Annotated in this window: 17 protein-coding genes, 1 pseudogene and 2 riboswitches; of the genes and pseudogenes, 12 read left to right on the forward strand and 6 right to left on the reverse strand. The window is 46.0% G+C overall.

Translation table 11 applies throughout. The annotated features are described in order from the left end of the window. Nucleotides 1–33 precede the first annotated feature (33 nt). Together E8Q33_RS06195 and E8Q33_RS06200 are read left to right on the forward strand one after the other, a co-directional pair. A complete protein-coding gene (locus E8Q33_RS06195; RefSeq protein WP_136553603.1) occupies nucleotides 34–1,662 on the forward strand; it encodes a YdiU family protein in 1,629 nt (542 codons plus the stop codon). A 17-nt stretch (nucleotides 1,663–1,679) separates the two neighbouring features. After that, nucleotides 1,680–2,786 (forward strand): PQQ-dependent sugar dehydrogenase, encoded by a 1,107-nt coding sequence (locus E8Q33_RS06200; RefSeq protein WP_136553605.1) that lies wholly within the window; start codon nucleotides 1,680–1,682, stop codon nucleotides 2,784–2,786. Here E8Q33_RS06200 and greB read toward each other — a convergent pair. From greB to E8Q33_RS06230, 6 genes are all read right to left on the reverse strand, one after another. Then, complete coding sequence (greB, locus tag E8Q33_RS06205; RefSeq protein WP_069295090.1) at nucleotides 2,783–3,250, reverse strand: transcription elongation factor GreB; 468 nt, start codon at nucleotides 3,248–3,250, stop codon at nucleotides 2,783–2,785. The genes E8Q33_RS06200 and greB overlap by 4 nt on opposite strands. After that, nucleotides 3,250–4,596, reverse strand: a complete 1,347-nt coding sequence (locus E8Q33_RS06210; protein ID WP_136553607.1) for an FAD-dependent oxidoreductase — start codon at nucleotides 4,594–4,596, stop codon at nucleotides 3,250–3,252. Before E8Q33_RS06210 ends, greB begins: the two co-directional genes overlap by 1 nt. 105 nt (nucleotides 4,597–4,701) lie before the next feature. After that, nucleotides 4,702–8,502: a hypothetical protein gene (locus E8Q33_RS06215; RefSeq protein ID WP_136553609.1), complete on the reverse strand. Its 3,801-nt coding sequence runs from the start codon at nucleotides 8,500–8,502 to the stop codon at nucleotides 4,702–4,704. Further along, nucleotides 8,503–10,281 (reverse strand): VWA domain-containing protein, encoded by a 1,779-nt coding sequence (locus E8Q33_RS06220; protein WP_136553611.1) that lies wholly within the window; start codon nucleotides 10,279–10,281, stop codon nucleotides 8,503–8,505. A gap of 129 nt (nucleotides 10,282–10,410) precedes the next feature. Beyond that, nucleotides 10,411–11,595: an O-succinylhomoserine sulfhydrylase gene (locus E8Q33_RS06225; protein ID WP_136553613.1), complete on the reverse strand. Its 1,185-nt coding sequence runs from the start codon at nucleotides 11,593–11,595 to the stop codon at nucleotides 10,411–10,413. 162 nt (nucleotides 11,596–11,757) lie between these two features. Further along, nucleotides 11,758–13,635: a TonB-dependent receptor domain-containing protein gene (locus tag E8Q33_RS06230; RefSeq protein WP_136553615.1), complete on the reverse strand. Its 1,878-nt coding sequence runs from the start codon at nucleotides 13,633–13,635 to the stop codon at nucleotides 11,758–11,760. A 60-nt stretch (nucleotides 13,636–13,695) separates the two neighbouring features. Further along, nucleotides 13,696–13,891: riboswitch (cobalamin riboswitch) on the reverse strand. Nucleotides 13,892–13,970: 79 nt separating this feature from the next. Beyond that, nucleotides 13,971–14,174: riboswitch (cobalamin riboswitch) on the forward strand. Between the two features lie 54 nt (nucleotides 14,175–14,228). On the opposite strand from E8Q33_RS06230, the gene E8Q33_RS06235 reads away from it, so the two are divergent. The 10 genes and pseudogenes from E8Q33_RS06235 (at nucleotide 14,229) to cobO (ending at nucleotide 23,012) form a co-directional block, all read left to right on the forward strand. Next, a complete protein-coding gene (locus E8Q33_RS06235) occupies nucleotides 14,229–14,804 on the forward strand; it encodes a hypothetical protein (protein WP_136553617.1) in 576 nt (191 codons plus the stop codon). After that, entirely contained in the window at nucleotides 14,804–16,096 is a 1,293-nt protein-coding gene (locus E8Q33_RS06240; protein ID WP_136553619.1) for a cobyrinate a,c-diamide synthase, read from the forward strand. Before E8Q33_RS06235 ends, E8Q33_RS06240 begins: the two co-directional genes overlap by 1 nt. Beyond that, the gene (gene bluB, locus E8Q33_RS06245; RefSeq protein ID WP_136553621.1) at nucleotides 16,093–16,755 is read left to right on the forward strand and encodes a 5,6-dimethylbenzimidazole synthase; all 663 of its coding nucleotides are present in this window, start codon (nucleotides 16,093–16,095) and stop codon (nucleotides 16,753–16,755) included. Before E8Q33_RS06240 ends, bluB begins: the two co-directional genes overlap by 4 nt. Further along, complete coding sequence (gene cbiB / locus E8Q33_RS06250; protein WP_136553623.1) at nucleotides 16,752–17,660, forward strand: adenosylcobinamide-phosphate synthase CbiB; 909 nt, start codon at nucleotides 16,752–16,754, stop codon at nucleotides 17,658–17,660. Before bluB ends, cbiB begins: the two co-directional genes overlap by 4 nt. Beyond that, nucleotides 17,653–18,642: a threonine-phosphate decarboxylase CobD gene (gene cobD / locus E8Q33_RS06255; protein WP_136553625.1), complete on the forward strand. Its 990-nt coding sequence runs from the start codon at nucleotides 17,653–17,655 to the stop codon at nucleotides 18,640–18,642. Before cbiB ends, cobD begins: the two co-directional genes overlap by 8 nt. Next, the gene (locus E8Q33_RS06260; RefSeq protein WP_136553627.1) at nucleotides 18,639–20,105 is read left to right on the forward strand and encodes a cobyric acid synthase; all 1,467 of its coding nucleotides are present in this window, start codon (nucleotides 18,639–18,641) and stop codon (nucleotides 20,103–20,105) included. Before cobD ends, E8Q33_RS06260 begins: the two co-directional genes overlap by 4 nt. Beyond that, nucleotides 20,098–20,615: pseudogene (gene cobU, locus E8Q33_RS06265) on the forward strand (bifunctional adenosylcobinamide kinase/adenosylcobinamide-phosphate guanylyltransferase). Before E8Q33_RS06260 ends, cobU begins: the two are co-directional and overlap by 8 nt. Further along, nucleotides 20,616–21,674: a nicotinate-nucleotide--dimethylbenzimidazole phosphoribosyltransferase gene (gene cobT / locus E8Q33_RS06270; RefSeq protein WP_136553629.1), complete on the forward strand. Its 1,059-nt coding sequence runs from the start codon at nucleotides 20,616–20,618 to the stop codon at nucleotides 21,672–21,674. It abuts the pseudogene before it with no gap. Then, nucleotides 21,674–22,396: an adenosylcobinamide-GDP ribazoletransferase gene (locus E8Q33_RS06275; protein ID WP_136553631.1), complete on the forward strand. Its 723-nt coding sequence runs from the start codon at nucleotides 21,674–21,676 to the stop codon at nucleotides 22,394–22,396. Before cobT ends, E8Q33_RS06275 begins: the two co-directional genes overlap by 1 nt. A 7-nt stretch (nucleotides 22,397–22,403) precedes the next feature. Beyond that, nucleotides 22,404–23,012, forward strand: coding sequence for a cob(I)yrinic acid a,c-diamide adenosyltransferase (gene cobO / locus E8Q33_RS06280; protein WP_136553633.1), 609 nt, complete (start codon nucleotides 22,404–22,406; stop codon nucleotides 23,010–23,012). Nucleotides 23,013–23,333: the final 321 nt, after the last annotated feature.

A 23,333-nucleotide genomic window follows, 5' to 3' on the forward strand; every position in this document is an offset into this window, starting at 1 on the left:
TTTTCACCGGCTGCTATCTGTTGTAATAGGCCTATGACTACTGAAGAATTTAATCCAAACGACGCCACCACTACGCCAATGACACGGCTAAAGTTCGATAACCGCTTTGTAAGGGAACTCCCCGCCGATCCGGATACCGAAAATGTTCGCCGTCAGGTGCTGGGTGCCTGTTATACCTTTGTTAATCCTACCCCCGTTGCAAATCCCAAGCTGGTGGCTTATTCGATGGACTTAGCCACTGACCTCGGCATTAGACCAGTAGATTGTGAGAGCAGACAATTCACTAACGTGTTTGCTGGCAATGAAGTTTTAAAAGGTATGCAACCGCATGCAATGTGCTATGGCGGACATCAGTTTGGCAACTGGGCCGGACAATTAGGCGATGGCCGAGCCATTAATCTTGGTGAAGTTCAGGATATTCACGGCCAGCTGCAAATGCTGCAACTCAAAGGTGCTGGAGAAACCCCCTACTCCCGTTCAGCTGATGGCCTAGCCGTATTACGATCCTCGGTACGTGAATTTCTCTGCAGTGAAGCCATGTTTCATCTTGGCGTACCCACAACCCGTGCATTAAGTCTGGTGACCACCGGTGAAGGCGTAGTCCGCGATATGTTTTACGATGGCCGCCCGCAAACTGAACCGGGTGCGATTGTCTGTCGAGTCGCGCCATCGTTTTTGCGGATTGGTAATTACGAATTGTTTAACTCGCGGGGCGATATCGACAATCTTCGTTTACTGGTCGATTACACCATTCGCCATCATTTTACGCATCTGGGCGAACCCTCCAAAGAAACTTATCTGGCGTGGTTTAAAGAAGTGTGTGAACGCACCGCAGATTTAGTAGTGCATTGGATGCGTGTCGGTTTTGTACATGGCGTATTAAATACTGATAACACTTCGATACTTGGTCTGACTATAGATTATGGCCCGTATGGCTGGATTGATAATTACGATCCCGACTGGACGCCTAACACCACCGATGCAACGGGTAAACGCTACCGCTTTGGGCAGCAGCCGCAAATCGCGCAGTGGAATCTGCTACAGCTCGGTAATGCGATTTATCCATTAATTGATGAAGCTGAACCGTTACAACAAATCCTTACCGATTATGTCCAGCTCTACACCAACAAATGGCAGCAGATGCGAGCCGACAAACTGGGTCTGAACGAATATCTGGGTGATGCCGATCATGAATTGAATCAGCAATTACAGAAAATTCTGTTACTGGCTGAAACCGATATGACGATTTTCTATCGTAAATTAGCGGATGTGAGCTGTGAAGAGAATGATCTCAGCGATGAAGACTTGCTAGCTCCGTTGATGGAGGCTTTTTACGCACCAGATGCTTTATCAAAAGAAGATAAAAAAGACATCTGTGACTGGCTGCGACGTTACCAACTTCGTGTGCAACAGGATGGCACCAGCGATGTGGATAGAAAAGTCAGAATGAATCAGGTTAACCCGAAGTATGTATTACGCAATTATCTGTCCCAACAGGCGATTGATAAAGCCCATGAGGGTGATTACAGCCTGATTCATGAACTTTTAGAGGTCATGCACCGTCCTTATGATGAACAACCTCAGTATCAACAATATGCAGCCAAACGTCCCGACTGGGCCAGAGATAAACCTGGCTGCTCAATGTTGTCATGTAGTTCTTAAGTTAAGGAGTTAATCAGATGAAATTGATGAGCGTGCTGCTTGCAGCATCCATATGGACAGTTGCTATTCCATCTCATGCCAATACAGAAGACGACTCACTGCAAATTGACAAGGTTGCAGAAGGTCTTGGTATTCCCTGGGGAATGGCTATTTTGCCGGACGGCAAAATGCTGGTCACTCAGCGTGAGGGCAAATTAAGCCTGGTCGAACTTGATTCTGGAGATAAAACTGACATTAGCGGCGTACCGTCGGTTAAAGCAGAAGGCCAAGGTGGTTTCCTGGATGTCGCTTTATCACCTGACTATGCCGAGAGTGGCTGGATCTATTTCACCTATAGCAAAGATGTGGACGGCCAGGGAGCAACCACACTTGCCCGCGCCAAGTTGGATGGTAATGCTTTAAGTGATTGGAACGACTTGCTGGTCACCCAATCACGCACTAGCAAAGGTCAGCATTACGGCAGCCGTATTGTTTTCGATCAGCAAGGTCATCTGTTTTTCTCTATTGGGGATCGTGGAGAGCGTGATATGGCCCAGGATCTCAAAAATCACAACGGTACCGTTTTACGATTGAACCTTGATGGCAGCGTGCCGCAGGACAACCCCTTTGTTGGTGATAACAATGTGTTGCCGGAAATCTGGAGTTACGGACATCGTAATCCACAAGGCTTGTTTTATAACGTTGAAACTCAGGAACTCTGGGGAATTGAACATGGGCCACGTGGTGGAGATGAAATCAATCTGATCGAAGCTGGTAAAAATTATGGGTGGCCAGAAGCCACACATGGCAAAGAATATTACGCACCGGTATCAATTGGTCAGGGCAAAGAAGTTGAGGGTATGGAAAACGCGATAAAGATCTTTACCCCTTCAATCGCGCCCAGTGGTTTGGTGCAATATCAAGGGGATGCTTTTCCGGAATGGCAGGGAGATCTATTTTCCGGGGCGCTGGCCCTACAGCATCTGAATCAGGTCAAGCTTGAGAATAATGAAGCGGTAGATGAACAGCGTTATTTAAAATCGTTAAATAAACGTATTCGCAACGTTATTGAAAGTCCTGAAGGCTGGTTATACGTCTCAACCGATAATGGCGAGATTTATCGAATCCAGCCTGCTTCAAATTAATATTTGATATCCAGAATCAGATATCGATGACCGCCATCCTGAACCTGAATGGTGACTTCATCATCAATCTGTTTTTTTAACAAAGCCCGCGCCAAAGGTGAATCAACACTGATATTACCTTTGGCGTGGTCAATTTCATCCGGGCCAACAATCCGGTATTGAACCTCTTCTCTATCATCTTTTAATAAAGTCACATACGCCGCAAAGAACACCGCATCCTGATTATCCGGAATACGATCTATCACCAGCAAATCAGGAATGCGTTTTTGCAAATAACGGATTCGTCGATCTATTTCCCTGAGTTCTTTTTTACGGTAAATATATTCGGCGTTTTCAGAACGATCACCTTCCGCAGCCGCTGCCGCCAGCGCCTGAACCACATGTCGGCGACGCTGCCAGCGCTCGCTCAGTTCCTGATTCATCCGAAACATGCCATCTGCGGTGATATAAGGTGATGAAGCCATTAATTGATCGTTGCTGTTTTATGTAAGGCGTCGTTTAAAACAGCTTCATTAATCGTTGCGCCTAAGCGGCTGGCAATTATTCGCATATCTGTTTCAGCATTTTCCAGACAACTGGTGCCCCCTGGTGAGGGGGTCATGTTAAAAACAATACCTGTGCCAGGATTGATCTTGGCCTCTCCCATTAACAGCTTGGCATTTTTTTTATCAATCAGCTGCGGCCTGACACCACCAAAGCCTTTGGCAAATTCAATATCTTTCAATTGCAGGCCGGGAACGATCTTGCGGGCATCTTTCAGAAATAACCAGCGACGCAGTAATGGCACTTCAAACAGGAAGTTTTTGAAAATATAGTTGCGGATGTCTTTGATGCGGAATAAATCCCAGAACACTTTCATCACCCGGCTATCCAAGCGTAAAACCCGCAGAAACTCGAAAAACGTTTTGTTGTTATAACGCTCTAATAACGGCAGCAATAAAGCCGTTGGTCCAAAGCGGGTTTTACCTTCAATCAATACATCTGGATCGCCATGTACCGCAGCAAAAGGCAACGCATCGTTTTGTACGGTGTACACCTTGCCACGCAGCACTTGCGGGGTGAAATAGAAACTACCTGCGACTGGCAGGCAAGAGAATTCCAAGCCGTAACCCATCTTCTGCGCCAGTAACAAACTGTGTCCGCCAGCCGAAACCACCACACTGCGAGCCTTGATGACCTTATCGCCAGTGACCAAAGAAAACACACCGTCTTTTTCGACAATGTCATCGACTTCACTGTTGAACAATAATTGAATTTGTTTATCCGTTTTGGCTTTGGCTTTATCAACAAAAGCTTCTGATAAGCGCTGATAGTCTACCGCGCTGTAGTCATCCAGAACAGCAAGCGCAACACAGGGCTCAGGACGCATTTCCCCATTAATCATCACCACCGCAGGTTCATGGGAGGCAATATCGGATTTCTCCAGCAATTGCATATTGGGAAACACTTCGCGGAAGGTTTGGTAGCGCTGACGAAGCTGACGACATTCTTGATCGCCAACCCCTAAAACCATTTTGGGATATTTGAAAATAACCTGATCAACATTGGGTAACGCAGCAGCAAAATTCACCAGCATCTCGGCCGCCGCCTTCACTTTGGTGGCTTTCTCCAAAGTATAGTTGGTCTCAATATCACCACAATGAATGGTCTGGCTGTTGTTACGGCCGTGCGAGTTGACCCTGGCCACCCCGGCATATTTTTCCAGCAGCACAATGTCATTGATATCAGTGTATTCAGCCAGCATATACAGCAGCGCGGTGCCACAGACACCGCCACCGATAATGGCTACCTGATGAATTTGGTCGGTCATATATTTTCCCGTGCTAAAACGACGGAAATTTTAGCAAACCGTTAGTCAGACCGTTTAAAAATATCACTTTGTTATAAACAGTAAAGCTGGATAAATTAGCTCTGTTTATTTGTATTTCGTTTTTTTACTGCCAGAGAAAGACGGTATTGTTGAAAGAATCGCTTGTAACTCACTACGTTTCTTTTTGCTCTTTACCGGTTTTTTAGCAGAGGTTAATTTATCAACTTCATTTAATAAATTATCCAATTGCGCAGGATCTGGCAGTGGTGCTTGCTGAGTTGGCGGAATTAGTGACGCAGGTTCATCTGGCTGTGAGGCCTGCAGCTGTTCGACATCTTTGAGTAATGATTCCAGCTGCTCCGGTTCAGGTAGATCTGGCTGCTCAGGAATATCAAAAACCGCTATTTCAGACAGGGTCTGTTTGCGATCCAATTCTGCCTGGGCTTTTTCTGCTTCAAGTGCAGCAGCAAAGTCCAATTCAGCCTTGGTGCTATCGATATCCTGCGGCTTAGAATCTTCCTCCGGTAAAAGTGCAACTTCGGCTTCGGCTTCGGCTTCGGCTTCGGCTTCGGCTTCGGCTTCGGCTTCGGCTTCGGCTTCGGCAGCTAGTATTTCAGTTGACTCGGGTAATGCATCTTCGACTGACAAGTCAGTCGACATCTCTTCTACCGTTTCCGTTTGCTCGGATAATGGTTCAATTTCCAGCTCATCAATTGAAACCTCAGCAATACTCTCTTCTTCATTAAGCAGTTCGGCAACCCATTCATCAGCCACTGACGAGCGTTTTTCGCCACCAGATGATATTGCTGCTTCGTTAGGCTGACTCGGCTCATCTTCAAGTTCTTGTAACGAGGTAAATTCCGCTAAGTCATTCTCATCAGAAATCAGTTCAATCTCTTCAACGACAAAATCATTTTCTTCATCACCAATCGCGATTTCTTCAACATCGACTGCATCATCGGTAGCCAGAGAATCAAACGATTCAACTGATTGAGTTTCCTCTACTAGAGGTTCTTCAATGGTTTGAGGTGTTTCAGCACTGATCGTGTCTTCATTGGGCTCCACCTGCTCAGCGTTATCATCGGTAGCGATTTCCATTTGTGCAGCGGCAAGTTTTTGTCGTAACAGGTCCTCTTCGGTTTGCGGCTCAATAACATCTTCAATAACTAGAGCATTGGTTGCTGTTTCACTATCCGTCGTAATAGCCGTTTCATCAGCTAATGGTTCAGAGAAAGCAGTTTGTTCGAAAATCGATGGTTGCTCGATAGTCTCAGTTGAATTATCTAATGGCGTTGGTGGCTCTGGAGTAGATAGTTCTGCTTGATTTTCAGCCATCCGCTGCTGTCTGGCGGCTTTTAAACGCTCCGTCCGCTCACGTAACTTGGCACGCAGTTTGTCGATTTCATTAAGCGGTTCATTTTCGGTTTGAGCCGGATTATTGACGTTGTCATCAGCCAAATCTTCAGGTGTAGGTTGCGACGCCATAATCCCGGACAGTCTTTCTGCCTCGTTATCAAATCCGGCTTCGGCTTCGGCAATATTATTTTCTGGCGAGATTATTTCATCCAGTTCGCTGATGTCATCCTCAGCGCCCTCATTGAATACTTCAATCACTTCCTCAGTGAGCATTGGTGGAGTTTCAAGGAAATCTGTTTCTTCAGCTGAAGCATCCTGCAAATTCAGTTCAAGCGCTGATTCTTGTTCTACAGATTCATCTAACTCATCCGAGGCGAAAACAGCTTCCGGTTGTTGATCCTGTTCTATTTCTTCTGCTAAATCCAGATCATCAGCAATATCATTAATTGAAGAAGAATTCCGCTCTTCAGGTGCTAATGCCTCTTCCATGGATGTTGATGCTTCAGCCTTGGTAATAATTTCTTCTAACGGATTTATCTCATCCAACTGATCAATAGCTGAGACGTCATCTTCAACATTGTCGCTAGGTTCTTCAACGACATCCTGAGTTGTCATCTCTACGGTTTCGAGAAAATCAATTGCTTCAGCAGAAGCATCTTCCAGATTCTGTTCAAGCGAGGGTTGCTGCTCTGCTGATTCAACTATTTCTTCAGATGTTAATGCCGGTTCTTCTGGTTTATCCAGTTCTGCTATTTCGGTTAAGTCCAGCTCTTCAGCAACATCATTAGTTGCAACAAAATCCAGTTCTTCAACTGCTAATACCGGTTCATCTATGATTGCTGCATTCTCAGTTTCAGCAATCTCGAAATCATTATCTTCAGCGATCAGATCGGTCTGCCAATCAGTTGCTTCTTCATCAACAATTACCTGGGGATCCGCTTCGGCTGTTGATGACGTGTTATCACTTTCTGTTTTTTCTTCTATTGAGTGCTCATAAGATTGAGTCGGTTCAGGCAAATCAGCTTCGAGGTACTGCTCTACTATTTCAGAGGTGTCGTCCGACAGATTGGACTCAGTCAGTTCAGGCGGGAAGCTACCCTCTTCATTTGTATCAGCCAATTCAACAGGCTCGATTTCAGACTCTGCCAGATTATCTTCTTCTGGAGCAGTCTCCTCATCAACTAAGGTATTTATTTCATTGAAATCAAAGTCATTTTCGAGTGCTACATGTTCATTAACAGTTTCCGCCTGTTCGTCCTCAATCGGTATATCTGCCTCGCGCATAAGATCATCGATTTCTGCTACAGAAATCATCTCTTCTACTTCGGAATCCACGTCGTTTGGTTGTAAAACATCCAATTCGATATCGACAGGCTGAACAGGTGATGATAAGGCCTGATCCGTCGTGTCGTCTGTTTCGAAAGCATGCAGTTTGAGTTCCTGATGTTCAAATGCCTCAAAATCTTCATCAATCTGATCTACTACTGGCTCTGCGGCAGATTTACCATAAATATCCGGTACCTGATTGGTCCAGGCTGTATTCAAATACGCCTTCATGCTTTTTAGCTTAGTAGAACTATCAGCATTTTCTGACTCATTTTCGATTTCAGCTGCTGGTTCAGTCTCCGCTAATGGCGTTTTACCGTACACATCCGGAATGGTTGGGTTCCAGTCATTCTTTAGAAAATCCGCCATCCGCATAGCTGTTTTTGCAGGTTCAGGTTCTAATTCTGGCTCTGCTACAGGCTCGTCTGAGGCAAGTCCATCAAAGTCAGCTAACAGATCAGGATCTATATCCAACTCAGGTTCTGCCGCAATGGCATCATCAATAAGTGCTTCTTGCTCGCTAGGAACAGGTTCTTCTATGGGTGTGTTTTGATTAAAGATGTCATCAACGTCGACTTCATCTGTTTCAACATCCGCCAACTCAATATCAAAATCCGCGGCTGGCTCATTTAACTCTTCAATAACCGCCGTTTCGTCATCCAGCACTTCAGTTTGTGCAACCACTGTGTCTGCATTGGCATCATCAAACACGCCATCAAACTCGGCTTGAGGATCTTCTTCAGTCTCTGCCGGTTGTTCAGCTAATTCAATTTCAAGCTCTGCTTCTTCTTCCTGCAATGTTTCATCAACAACGTCTAGTAGGTCGGTGACCTCAGCATCTTGTTCACTATCTGCTTGCATGATGCTCAGCGTGGCATCAGTTAATGAGGTGATTTGTTCAGGGAAATTATTCAGCGTTTTTTCGTCCTGAGCCGAATACAGATTGACGATGGATTTAAAGATTTCCTTTTCACGCAGCATCAACTCTTCGACCATCGAATCCAAGGCCGCACCGCTTAAACCATACCGACTACTCAGCTGCTCGCTTAATGAAGCAACCCGTTGTTCGTAACTGTTTTTGATAAATTTCGCCGTTTTAGCAGCGGCTGCCTGAGTACGTTTGTGCTTGCGTCGTGCGCGAATCAACACCCAGATAAACAAAACGGCAAAGATAGCGGCCAGCTCATAGGCAAGCCATTGGAAAACCGGATCAGTCAACGACATTTACAGTAAGTCTCCAGGTAACAGCTGCCGACGACGGCTGCGATGCCAAAACCAGAATCCCATCAGCAACAACAGCACAATAACCGCATTGCCAATGGCTAAAATCACGGTATCAGACAGTCGAAATGAGCTTGCATCCACTACAGAGGTTTGTTCGTCTACAACCGGATCAATAATAACTGGCTCAAAAGGCTTATCGGCTGGTTCTGCGCCAATCGGGGTTTCTGAGGTAATGGTTAGTGTTGCGCCAACTTCGTCCATTAGATGAATGGGCTTTGGTTGCAAAAACACATTTCGTCCTGTCAAAGTTTTGCCGCGGATCTGCAGTGATAATTGATAAGCGGTTTCGGGTTGTAAATCGGCAAGCGTCAGCTGCCAGGCATTATCTGATTGACGTAATACATCGTAAGGGAATTCACTGCCATCAGAAGCGCTGAGTAATGCAGTGATTTGCAAGGATTCTGGCTCAATCATACTGGCATCGGCTGTCATGGACAGTCGATGACTACGACTGTCAGCCTCCAATTGGGTGACGGTGACATCAAATGGCAAAGCTACTACGTTCACAGATTGCCGACGCTGACGCTCAAAAGTGTCACTTTTAGCGGTGATCACAATATCATTCTGTCCGCTGTCAAACAGTTTGCCTAAATTTGCCATAAACGTTGCCGTCTGGTTATTTAAGGCCATCGTGTTATTGATGGGCTCACCCTGCAATGGCTGAGTGCTTAACTCTGCCGTTACCAATTGCAAAAAATCGGTTCGTTCTACCTGTTTACCATGGTCGGTTAATTTGGCGACAATATCAAATTGCTCTCCTGCCAAAATGTTATTTGGCAGATCAATGGTTTGCAGTTTTAGATCGGTCAGCACCATGACACGATTGTCCGGATCAATATTGGCGTCAATAAACCATTCACCCGCCATGGGTTTCTCAATCGTAATTAAATCAAAATGTGTTTCCTGCATCCAGCGGATGGCAGGATCATTAGTATCGGCCAATTGCTGTTTTTGATCAGGTTGGACCAGTTGGGTGATATCGGTTTCAGTTTCACGAAACACTAAGATCGTCATTTCATTGACGCTGTTATCAATAGTGAAGCGGTTATTCACCAGAGGAACGGAATCACGTTGAGTGGCTTGCTCGAATAAATGCAGAAAAACCCGCTCAAGCTCATCAGCGTTATCTACCTTGTGATACCAGCCATCGGTCGACATTGACAATTGTTTGAGCAGTTCGTGATCGGCTTCTTCGGATAAGGCTATGGTATGAATCCGAAAGCCTTTTTGTTTTATTTGTGGCAGCAGTGTATTGATGATGTTTTGCCGAGATTGCTCGCTGGCAGCTTTACCCTTGTCTAGATCAACCAGGCCATCTGACAACAGGATAATGCTGCGTTGTTTAGTTGAATCAGCGGCGTTGACATTAGCCGTCGCCTTTTGCAACGCCTGTTCAATATCAGTAAATAAACCAAGAGAATGAATTTCAGAGGATTTTTGTTGAACTCGTTGTCGCCATTTATCGTCGACTTTTTGGATAGGCACCAACATATTGACGTAACGGGCAAAGGTCCAAACGCCACTTTCGGCATCACCCGGCATCAATCCGCCTAATAAGCGAAGTCCCGGTGCGCGAAGATTCTCTGGATCGTTGTATTTCATGCTGCCGGACACATCAATAATGATGCGGACATCCGCGCTGGATTCAGCGTTTGCCACTGCTGGCAGAGTAAACCAGATGATTGGCAGGGCCAGTATGAGCCTTAATATTTTCTGCATAAAAACAACCTGTTTGGCTGGAAAAGCGGCAGAAAACGTCCTCAATGTCTGTTTTCTGGCGCGAATTGTTTTATTTGAGTCTCAATATGCAGTTTTTATGCCGATAGTTCAGCTATTTACTTGCAAGGTTTAAAGCAGATCTAAACCACGCTGAATATCTTGTTGAATATCTTCAACATTTTCCAAACCTACCGACAAACGTATCATGCCATCACTGATACCCGATTCAGCGCGGGCTTCTACTGACAAACGGCCATGAGTCGTAGTGGCCGGATGGGTGATAGTTGTTTTGGTATCACCCAGATTGGCAGTAATCGATATAAACTGTGTGGCGTTAATTAATTTCCAGGCTGCCTGCTGCCCGCCTTCCACTTCAAACGCAATAATGCCCCCAAAGTCAGATTGTTGCTGTTTAGCCAGCTGATGTCCTGGATGCGACTCGAGCCCGGCATAAAACACCTGAGTAACCATTTTCTGCTGTTGTAACCAGTGTGCCAGATGGTTGGCATTGACTGAATGCGCTTTCATGCGTAAATCTAATGTTTCAAGACCTTTCAGAAAAGTCCAGGCATTGAAGGCACTCATGGTCGGACCCGCAGTGCGCAAGAAACCATACACATCTTCACCGACTCGTTTTGCATCACCGACAACCGCACCGCCTACACAACGCCCCTGCCCATCAATGTATTTGGTAGCTGAGTGAATGACGATATCCGCACCAAGCAATAAAGGCTGTTGTAAAGCTGGTGTACAGAAACAGTTATCAACGATTAACAAACAATCATGTTTTTTGGCTAAGGCTGATAACGCCACCAAATCGGCAATCTCATTAAGTGGATTGGAAGGTGTTTCCAGAAATAACGCTTTGGTATTGGGCTTGATAGCAGCTTCCCAGGCTGCCAAATCGGTTAACGGAACATAATCTGTTTGCAAACCGAACTTGCTGAGATATTTATCAAACAAAACTCGAGTGGTGCCAAACACACTGCGTGACGAAACAATATGATCACCAGCAGCGCACAACCCCATAAAAGTAGCCAGAATGGCAGACATGCCTGAAGCGGTTGCCACGCATGACTCACCCTGCTCCAGCGATGCTAGGCGTTGTTCAAAAGTGCGTACGGTTGGATTAGTAAAACGTGAATAGATATTGCCAGGTTCATCGCCCCCAAAACGAGCTGCCGCCTGCTCTGCACTATCAAACACAAAGCTGGAAGTAGGGAAAATCGGTTCGGAATGTTCACCCTCAGGGGTTCTTACATGTCCTGCACGAATAGCTCGGGTGGCAAAACCCTGGTCTTTGAGATCTGTCATGACAACTCTGAATATAGCTGGAAAATCCTGCCATTCTAAAAGATTAGCCTAACTGCTGACCAGCTTTATCCTTAAAGGATTTGGGCTTTTGAATAGGTATAAGTTAGAAATATCAAAAAGGAATGCTCAGTCGATAACGACTGAGCATTTTTCGTAACAAAATTAAGGTTGATAATGAACAGATAACATAACTGTTCTGCCCCAGCTATAGTATCTATCGATAGTTTGATAATCCTTGTTCAATATATTTTGTCCTGTTAAACGCACTTTCCAGTCAGTATCAATATCGTAAGCGATACGAAGATCTAATAAGCCAAAGCCACTGAGTTTAATGTCATTATCTTTATCACTATAACTTTCACCTCTTAACTTCCAGCTTGCGCCTGTAGACCATTTATTCCATTGGCGATCAGCATGAAAATTGGCAATACGTTTTGCCCTTCTTTGCAACACATTTCCAGTTTCTTCATCTTCTGGCTTAACAAAAGATGCATCAAATGACAAAAGCCATTCTGCTACTGTTGTATTCAATTCGAACTCTAGGCCTTTAATTTTAGCCTCTGACACATTAGAAGGTTGAAATAATCCTGAAGGAGTCGCTGCCCATTCTATTAAATCTCTTACTTCATTCTGATAAGCGTTAACAGCCCATTTCCCCCAGGCTGGACTCCCAGTCAAACCAACCCCATAAGATTTCGATTTTTCCGGAAGAATATCCAGATTGCCTGCACCTGGCCAATAAAGATCATTAAACGTTGGTGTTTGAAATCCTGTACCAGCATTTAATGAGATTCGTAATTCGTCATTTAACCAATATCCATAATCGGCTGTTCCAGTATTACGATGACCAAACGCCTCGTTATCATCATGGCGCACACTCAAGAGCCACTCGTGTCGACCTGCACTGGCTTGCCAGCTTACGAAGGCAGCTTTGTTATCACGAGACTTTTCCGCATACTCATTAGAGCTTTCGACCCGGTCATGATCATAATCAAAACCGATATTAAGCTGTTGAGTTTCACTAAGACTCAGAGTGTTTATCCAACTTGCAGAACGATTCCGGGTATTGAATTTCGATTCATTTACACCCACTTTGACGCTTTGAAAACGATCCCACGATTCGCCCAACATAAAACGCATAGACCACAGATCGTTAATCACCAGTGAGCTATTTACACCAAGAATTTGTTGAATGTTTTTGCTATGAATAGGGTCTTGAAGAATATTGGTGTTACGAACAAAAGAACCATTGTCGTATTCGTTATAGCTGTTTGCCCGCAATATATTTGCCCCAACAGACCAGCTATCGCTAACATTATGATCAACTTTCAACGATAAACTGCTATTTCGATACCCATCATGATCAGGTGTCGCATACGTTCTAACGGGGTTATCCAATGTGTCCTGTGCGTCAATGCCATTTGTTGTTAAGTAACTATATCCCAGGTTATAACGAGTTTTTTCATTTCCACCACTCACTCCCGCCGTGGCTTTTTGAGTGTTTTTGCTGCCTGTAGCTAATGAAAAATATGGTTTAGTTTCACCAGATCTGCCTTGCTTAGTAAAAATCTGAATAACACCGCCGATCGCTTCTGAACCATAAATTCCCGACCGTGGGCCACGAACGATCTCAATTCGTTCTATCTGTTCAACAGGGAAATCCTGTAGTGATGTTCCGCCTGAAGTAGCAGATTGCCATTTAACACCATCAACTAAAACCAAAACATGATCACTGGCGGTACCGCGCATGTATAGGCTGGTTCCTTTACCCAATCCACCATTTTGGACCATGTCGATACCGGGTGTTCTGGATAAAAGTGTAGGCAAATCCAAAATCTGCAAACGATCAATATCTGCACGGGTAATAACGGTATTGGGTGCCAACGCATTTTCCGTGGGCATACGGTTTGCTGTGATGGTTATTGCGTCAAGGGATTCCTGTTCAGCAAAAGCTGAAACAGAAAAGGTGGAAGTTGCCAGTGCAGCCAATGTCAAACGTGCACAGACACGCAAAGGCATAGCCTTTGTTGAAGGTTTCATATTGTCTCCTAGGGATACGCTCACCCGCGATCCAGGTTAATAAAGTCACACAACACGATTTGGTTGTGATGAACTTCAGGCCGGTCTCCGGACTCACGTTGTGGCTTGCGCCAGTACACCCGCCTTCCCACGATTAATCGCAGTGGCTGATTGGATGCATTTTCAACGTTTACCGTTGCGGGGGCAGTGTTGGTTTTGCACCAACTTCCCGTTTAACTCTGATGGGTATCAAAGCACCTGAAGAGGCGCGCATCTTAAATCTCCCATGGCTTATCGTCAAACCTGATAAGGGCAATAAATGATTTCCAAATTGACAATATAGCTTGCTAATCCTTATTCTGTCGGCAGTTTCAGGTGTCGCGAAAGTGATGAAACGGGAAGTCGGTGCAGCCAAACTTTGGATAAACCCGACACTGCCCCCGCAACGGTAAATAAGTTCAGGTTGAACGTTACGCCACTGTATCAATTACGGGAAGGTGTTCAGCTGGTGATAGTACCGCTTATGAGTCCGGAGACCGGCCTGAAATATCCTGGTCTGTTGACCGAAAATGCTATTAACCAAGTTGTGCGGGTGAGCACATCGGAGAATCTCAATGTCGTTATTGTCTCAACGTCAGCAACTGATCGTGGCTGCGCTTCTTGCCTTATTAATGGTGATGACTCGTGGTCATCATTTTGCCGATATCAACGTTTTACCTAGCGCATCATGGGCAGTATTTCTGCTCGCCGGATTTTATCTGGCCTCAAAATTGTGGTTTCCGGCTTTTTTAGGTCTGGCTGTAGTGCTGGATTTAATGTCGGTTTACATAGGCGGTGCCAGTAATTTCTGTGTCTCCCCCGCCTATGGCTTTATGTTACCCGCATATGGCAGTTTGTGGCTGGCAGGTCGCTGGTTTCAATCAAAATACCAATTTAACTGGACGGCTCTGTTTACGCTGGCGATGACGCTGGTGACGGTTACCGCAGTTGCCGGCCTGTTCAGTGGCGGCGGTTTTTACTGGTTTTCAGGTCGTTATGTCGATCCAACCATGGCTGAATATCTGACCCGGTTCGTCCAGTCCTATCCTGGTAACCTGAGTAAATTAAGCTTTTACATTGCTGCTGCCGCGGTAATTCATATCAGCTTCCGTTTTGCGAATTTGAGCCAGCGCAGTAATCAGCTACGTTAATGTCAAAGCAGCCGCAAACCTGCGCTGCGTTGATTATTGCTGCCCCCGCCTCAGGTCAAGGTAAAACAACTATTACCGCGACCTTGGCGTGGCATTATCGACGTCAGGGTAAACAGGTCCGAATTTTCAAAGTGGGTCCAGACTTTCTGGACCCAATGATCTTGTCATTTGCCTCCGGCCATCCGGTTTATCAAGTTGATTTATGGATGGTCGGTGAAACTCACTCCAGACAATTGATTGCCAACGCCGCCAAACAGGCAGATATTATTCTGATTGAAGGCGTGATGGGTTTGTTTGATGGTTCGCCTTCTACAGCTGATCTGGCTGCCATTCTGGGAATCCCGGTTTTAGCAGTCATAGATGCCAGTGCCATGGCACAAACATTCGCCGCTTTAGCGTTCGGCTTAGCCAACTTTCGTCAGGATGTGACTTTGGCTGGCGTTCTGGCCAATCGTGTGGGCAGTGCCAGACATACTGAAATGCTGACATCCGCTTTACCAGAAGATCTGCCCTGCCTTGCTACTATGCCTCGCCAAACTGAGAGTTTGCCCAGCCGTTATCTGGGTTTGGTTCAGGCTGATGAACTCACTGATTTGAGTGAGCGTCTGGACAAACTGGCAGATAGCATTCAGCTCAATCCCGAATTTGTTTTGCCGCAAATCAAACTAGACTGCGAACCTGTTGAAGCTTTACCCCCATTATTAAAAGATCTTCGCATCGGCGTGGCTAAGGATGCAGCATTTGCCTTTATTTACCAGGCTAATCTGGATTGTTTAACCGCAATGGGCGCTAAGCTGGTATTTTTCTCGCCATTGACTGACTCAAAACTTCCTGAAGTGGATAGTCTTTATCTGCCCGGTGGTTACCCTGAACTGCATCTGGAAACACTCAGCCAAAATATGTCGATGCGTCAGGCGATATGTGAACACATTAATGCCAATAAACCTGTTGTGGCTGAATGTGGTGGCATGCTGTATTTATGCCGTACATTAACCGATAAGCATGGCCAACAAGCTGAAATGTGTGGCGTGCTTGCCGCTGATGCCAAACTACAAACCAGACTGACAGCCTTGGCTCTGCAACAAGTCACTATTGATAACCACACTTTACGTGGTCACACCTACCACCATTCATTGTTGGAAAATCAACCCGACGCTATCGTCTATGCTGAATGCCCGAATGGCAATAAAGTCTCTGAAGCCGTGTTTCAGCAACAACGGCTGACCGCCAGCTATATCCACTTTTATTTCCAGTCTTCCCCCGGACTTATTGCTCGCTGGTTTACCTCATGAGTCAGGATAAATACCGTTTTAATGAGCAGGATCGTGAGGCGGTTTATCGCGCTATTGGTGAGCGTCGGGATATGCGCCATTTTATTGCTGATCCCATCGATCAGGATATTCTGCAGCGATTATTTCAAGCAGCCTGGCAGGCTCCCAGTGTAGGACTGATGCAGCCTTGGCGGATGATTCGGATTACCGATAACGCCATACGCAACGCTATTCATCAACTCGTTGAAAACGAGAGAGTTCTGACTGCCAAGGCGTTGGGTGAACGCGAAACGGAATTTCTGCAGCTGAAAGTCGAAGGCATCAAGGATTGCGCTGAAGTGTTGGTTGTTTCGTTGATGGATAAACGTGAGTCGCATATTTTTGGTCGCCGCACCCTGCCGGAAATGGATCTGGCCTCGGTATCGTGTGCCATTCAGAATATGTGGCTGGCTGCACGTGCCGAAGGATTGGGCATGGGCTGGGTCTCATTATTTGATCCCAAAAAATTAGCCGATTTACTGGGGATTCCTGATGGTGCCTGCCCGGTGGCGATTCTGTGTCTGGGTCATGTTGATGATTTTTACCAACAGCCCATGCTGGAGCAGGAAAACTGGCGACAACGTCAGCCCCTGGATGAGCTTATCTTTGAAAACCGCTGGGAAAACAAAACCAAAACATGACCTTTATTATCATGCTCAGTGCTTTGATCATTGACTGGTTTGCTGGCGAACCAAAACGGTTACATCCTCTGGTCGGTTTTGGCACTTTGGGGAATAAAATCGAAGCACGTCTTAATCACTCCCATCATCATCGATTTGTTCAGTTTTTTGCTGGCATGTTGGCATTGGTCATTTGTGTTGTTCCTATTACTGTTGTTACTTATTTGCTAAGCCAGATTCCTCTATGGGGAAGTCTGTTTTCAGTTGTGCTATTAACGCTGTGCCTGGGTCATCGCAGTTTATTTGATCATGCCCGACCTATCCTGCATGCCATGCAACAAGGCGATATCGAACACGCAAGAACATTGACCAGCCGCATTGTCAGTCGGGATAAAGAGCATATTGATGTGAATAAAGCCACGATTGAATCCGTGTTGGAAAATGGCAATGATGCGGTTTTTGGCACACTTTTCTGGTTTGTTATCGGTGGTGCAGCCGGAGCAGTCGCATACCGTCTGGTCAATACACTGGATGCCATGTGGGGCTATCGAACTCAACGCTTTTTCTATTTTGGCAAAACGGCAGCTCGGTTCGATGATGTATTAAATTTTGTGCCCGCCCGACTGACCGCTTTAAGTTATGCCCTGCTTGGCAATACTCGGAAGGCATTGAGCTGCTGGCGTCAGCAAGCACCATTATGGGACAGCCCAAATGCCGGCCCGGTAATGGCAAGTGGTGCGGGCGCTTTAGATGTTCAATTAGGTGGAACCGCTTGTTATCACGGTGAATGGCATCAACGTCCACAGCTTGGTACATCAAATTCGGCTGAAGCAAACGATATTGGGCGTGCTTTAAGATTGGTCTCTAACAGTGTGCTGTTATGGCTTGCCGTTACAGGGATTATTACGGGGATCATTTATGCTTAATCATGGTGGCCGAATTCACGCCTATGCCAAACAATATGGTATCACCACCAATGACTGGCTGGATCTGTCTACCGGTATAAACCCCAACGGCTGGCCGGTGCCTGATTTCATCCCGGCAGCACTTTGGACAAGGTTGCCCGAAAATGAAGATGATTTAATTGACCAGGCTAAAGCTTATTATCAATGCCAGCATATTCTGCCAGTTGCCGGTTCTCAGGCTGCTATACAGATGTTACCGACTTTAAGAGCAGCTTGTCGGGTCGCCGTTCTATCACCAGCTTATGAAGAACATCGTCATTGCTGGCAGCAGGCAGGTCATGAAGTAGTGGCGTTGGAAAGCTTTGAACTGGAACAGCAAATTGAACAGTTTGATGTCGTCGTGGTGGTTCATCCAAATAATCCCAGTGGTGAAACATTTGACACAACACGTTTGATGAACTGGCATGAACGTTTGCAAAAACGCGGTGGCTGGTTAATTGTTGATGAAGCGTTTATTGATATCACACCGGAACGCAGCTTGGCTTCACAATCAGCTCTGCAGGGACTGATTGTTTTACGTTCATTGGGGAAATTTTTTGGGCTTGCTGGTTTAAGAGTCGGCTTTGTGATGAGCCACACTGATTTATTAACTCAGCTTGCTGAAAAAGCCGGCCCATGGTCAATTGCCTCAGCCTCGAGATGGATAGCCAGTCAGGCACTGGCCGATAAAAACTGGCAACAGCAATCGCGTCAGTATCTGCCGCAACACGCCCAACGATTGACTGAGCTGCTCGGTCAATATCATTTAGCACCAAGCGGCGGCTGCGCCTTATTTCAATGGATTAAAACCGCTCATGCTGTCAGCATTCATCATCAACTGGCCCAACAAGGTATTCTTTGTCGATTATTCGATCGACCGGCAGCCTTAAGGTTTGGCTTACCAGCAACTGAACAGGACTGGTTACGTCTGGAAACCGCTTTGCAGCAGGTCATACAAACATGACGGCTAAAACATTAATGGTTCAGGGCACTACCTCTGATGCCGGTAAAAGCACACTGGTGACGGCGTTATGTCGTTGGCTGGTGAAACAGGATTATTCTGTTGCTCCATTCAAACCACAGAATATGGCGCTAAACAGTGCTGTGACTGCCGATGGCGGTGAAATTGGTCGAGCTCAGGCCGTTCAGGCTCAGGCCTGCAATCTGCCGCCGCATATCGATATGAATCCGGTTTTGCTGAAGCCTAACAGTGATACCGGTGCTCAGGTAATTATTCATGGCAAAGCTATTGCCAATATGGATGCGCGGTTTTACCACGACTATAAACAAACCGCGATGACCGCCGTGCTGGAATCGCATACCCGTCTGCTTAAACAATATGATGTGGTGATAGTAGAAGGTGCTGGCTCACCGGCAGAAATCAATCTGCGCGATCGCGATATTGCCAATATGGGCTTTGCCGAGGCAGTAGACTGTCCTGTGATCCTGGTTGCAGATATTGATCGTGGCGGTGTCTTTGCCCATCTGGTGGGTACTTTGGATCTTCTGTCAGCTTCTGAGCAACAGCGTGTTAAAGGTTTTGTGATTAACCGTTTTCGTGGTGATATAAGCCTATTGCAATCAGGTCTGGACTGGCTGGAACAACGCACTGGCAAAACGGTTCTAGGCGTTCTGCCCTATCTGCATGGACTGCATCTGGAAGCCGAAGATGCGATTAATATTTCGCAGGTGGAAAAAGCCGACAATGTGCTGAACGTTATCGTGCCGGTCCTGCCACGTATCAGTAACCATACCGACCTGGATCCATTACGCCTGCACCCAAACGTAAACTTACAATTTATCGGCCCGGATTCACCGATACCGCCAGCTGATTTGATCATTCTGCCGGGCAGTAAACATGTTAGTGCTGATCTGCAATGGCTGGAACAACAAGGCTGGCCTGCAGCGATTCAAAAACATCTGCGGTACGGGGGCAAACTGCTGGGGATTTGTGGCGGTTTTCAAATGCTGGGTCAGCAGATTGATGATCCAACCGGCTTTGAAGGTTCGCCTGGTACTTGCAAAAAAGGTCTCGGTTTACTGGATATGCACACGACCCTGCATGCCGAGAAACAATTACGGCAAAATCAGGGACATTTATTGCTCAATAATGCTGCTACCAGTGGCTACGAAATTCATGCCGGTGTCAGTGAAGGCAAAGCCTTATTGCGTCCGCTGCTACAGTTGTCGCATGGTCCAGATGGAGCGATCAGTGAAGATCAACAGATTATAGGCACCTATCTGCATGGTTTGTTTGAACAGCAAACAAGCTCTGATGCCTTGCTGCAATGGGCTGGACTGAATAACGTAAGCAGCCCGGATTATCATGCTTTGCGTGAAGCGGATATTGAACGACTGGCCGAGATGGTTGAACAACATATGGATACCACAGCACTACTGGCAATTTTAAAGGCAGCAAATGGCTAAAACCCTAATCCTCGGCGGCGTAAAATCCGGTAAAAGCCGACTGGCCGAACAACGAGCAACCAACAGCAAATTATCAGTCTGCTATGTGGCGACAGCCGCGCGGATGACAGTGAAATGCAACAACGTATTGCGTTGCATCAACAGCAACGTCCTGCTCATTGGACTACTGTCGAAGTACCACTCAATCTTGCCGCTGCATTGCAGCAACATGACGATGCAGATAAATGTATTTTGGTGGATTGCCTGACCTTATGGCTGACCAATTTGCTGCTCGCCGATGATGAGAATTTATTAACTAACGAAATCCAACTATTACTTGAGACTCTGCCAACTCTGCAGGCTGAAATCATACTGGTCAGCAATGAAACCAGTATGGGCATAGTGCCGATGGGCGAATTGACCAGACGATTTTGTGATGAGGCCGGCCGCCTGCATCAACAACTTGCTGTGCTGATGGATAATGTCATCCTCACCGTGGCAGGTTTGCCGCATGCATTGAAAGGAAACTGAATGATCGACTTCACCCAATGGTTAACATTACCCGCCAAAACGATTGACCAAAATGCTGCAGATGCAGCGTTAACGCGACAAAGCCAGCTGACCAAACCGGCAGGCTCATTAGGCCTCCTCGAACAACTAGCAGTGCAACTGGCGGCATTGCAAGGCACAAGTCCACAAGCTGACCATGTGCATATCACCGTTTATGCTGCTGATCATGGCGTGATGGCGGAAAACATTTCAGCCTATCCACAATCCGTTACCGCGGCGATGATTCGTAATTTCGCTAGTGGAGGCGCGGCTATTAGCGTTTTAGCAAAACATTTGGATGCCTCGCTGGACGTGATCAATGTTGGCACTGTCAGTGAATTGGAAGAGATTAAAGGCGTGCAGGATCAACGAATCGCAAATGGTACGGCTAACTTTCATCAGCATGCAGCAATGACCGAAGCAGAATGCCAACAAGCCATGCTGATTGGTCAACATAATGTCGAATGCAGTCTGCAGAACGGTACCCAGCTTTATATTGCCGGTGATATGGGAATTGGCAACACTACGGCAGCCAGTGCAATGGCCTGTGCGATGTTGAATCTACCGGCCAGTCAGTTGGCCGGTCCAGGTACCGGACTTAATGCTGAAGGCGTCTCGCATAAAGCAAAAATTATCGCCGAAGCATTGTTATTACATAAAAACCATTTGGATTCTCCCTTAGCCATTTTGCGTTATCTGGGCGGCTTTGAAATTGCTGCAATGGTGGGTAGTTACCTGCACTGTGCCAAATCTGGTCTGCCGGTGGTGATTGATGGCTTTATCAGTAGCGTGGCAGCTTTATGTGCTGAACAAATTTGTCCGGGCAGTCGACGATGGTTTCTATTCAGTCATCACAGCGCCGAACCGGGACATAGCGTGGTGTTACAGGGGCTTGAGGCACAGCCTTTAGTGAACTTCAATATGAGGTTAGGCGAAGCCAGTGGTGCGGCCGTTGCTATCCCATTATTGAGAATGGCCTGCGCCCTGCACAATCAAATGGCGACGTTTGAAGAAGCGGCGATTGCCGGAGCAATAAGTTGATGAGACCGCTACTGATAGTCCTGCAGTTTTTGACTATTCTGCCGGTCAGATTGCAGGGTGAATTTTCTGAACAGGATATTGGCCGTTCATTATTGTTTTATCCAGTTGTCGGCTTGTTAATCGGGATTGTGATAAGCCTTCTGGGCTGGAGCCTGACATCACAATCGCCAATGGTCTCCGCCATTTTGGTATTAACGGTGTGGGTGACCATCACCGGTGCATTGCATCTGGATGGATTGGCTGACAGTGCCGATGCCTGGTTGGGTGGCATTGGTGATAAAGCTAAAACCCTAAGCATTATGAAAGACCCGGCTGCCGGCCCTATTGCAGTGGTGACAATCGTATTAGTGCTGTTAATTAAGTTTGTCATGTTGACTGTTTTACTCAGTCAGCAGAACTGGTGGGCATTAATCTGGTCTGTGATACTGGCCCGCACCGCTTTACCATTATTATTTTTAACCACTGACTATGTGCGGCCCCATGGTTTGGGCAGTATTCTCAAACAACAGCAATCCGCGTTGCATACAAGACGCTTGATGCTTGCCGTTGCTGTATTGGCATTATTCAGTATCGGCCTGTTTGCCCTGTTGTTTGGCTTAGTTGTTTTTTTATTGCTGCGCTACCTGATGGAGCGTCGATTAAACGGTTTTACTGGTGATACTGCAGGCGCAATGGTCGAACTGCTGGAAGCGGCAATACTGATATTTTTTGTTTTATTTTAGGAAAATTATGACTGATTCTGAAAAAAGCCAACGCCATAAAGATCGCATGCAACGTCATAAAGAAGTTGTCGATAAGAAAATCCAACAAGCCACTAAGGATAAAGGTTTATTGTTGTGCATAACTGGTAATGGCAAAGGTAAAAGTTCATCTGGTTTTGGCATGATTGCTAGGGCTTTGGGTCATGATATGAAAGTCGGTATCGTGCAATTTATTAAGGGTGCAATGAGTACGGGTGAAGAAGCCTTTTATCGTCGGTTTCCTGAGCAGGTCAGTTATCACGTAGTTGGCGATGGTTTTACCTGGGACACGCAGAATCTGGAGCAGGATAAAGCTTCTGCAGAAGCAGGCTGGGATATTGTTAAATCGATGTTACAAGACGACAGTATTAACGTGATTTTGCTGGATGAACTGAATATTGTCTTGAAAATGAAATATCTGGATGCAGATAAAGTAATAGCTGACTTAGCTGCTCGCCCGGCAATGCAACATGTGATTATTACTGGTCGTGGCGCTCCAGACAGCATCATTGATGCGGCTGATACTGTCAGTAGGATTGAGGATGTTAAACATGCATTTCGTGATGGTATCCGTGCTCAGAAAGGCATAGAGCTCTAAGGAATTTTACACTGTTTTGGCTTGAATTTTGCTGTGTCATCAAACGGTAAAGTTACTCACATTTTCTGTGGATAACTCTGTGTTTAACTTTGGAGTTAGTCGCTAAGCTGTTCATATTTAAGCACTCTGCTCAAAATGGTCAAAAAACAATCAACTCCATTAACTCATTATATTTCAATAACTTATAAATACAGCCAACGTAATCAGTCAGTTAGCGAGATCTCTTATTGAGAGGTGTGAAGAAATTGTGAAATAGGTGAATAACTTGCCGGTATTAAATGGAAAAAATTATCGGGAATAACTATTTTCAGACATAAAAAA

The sequence above is a fragment of the Methylophaga sp. SB9B genome (assembly GCF_004832235.1).
Taxonomy (GTDB): Bacteria; Pseudomonadota; Gammaproteobacteria; order Nitrosococcales; family Methylophagaceae; genus Methylophaga; species Methylophaga muralis.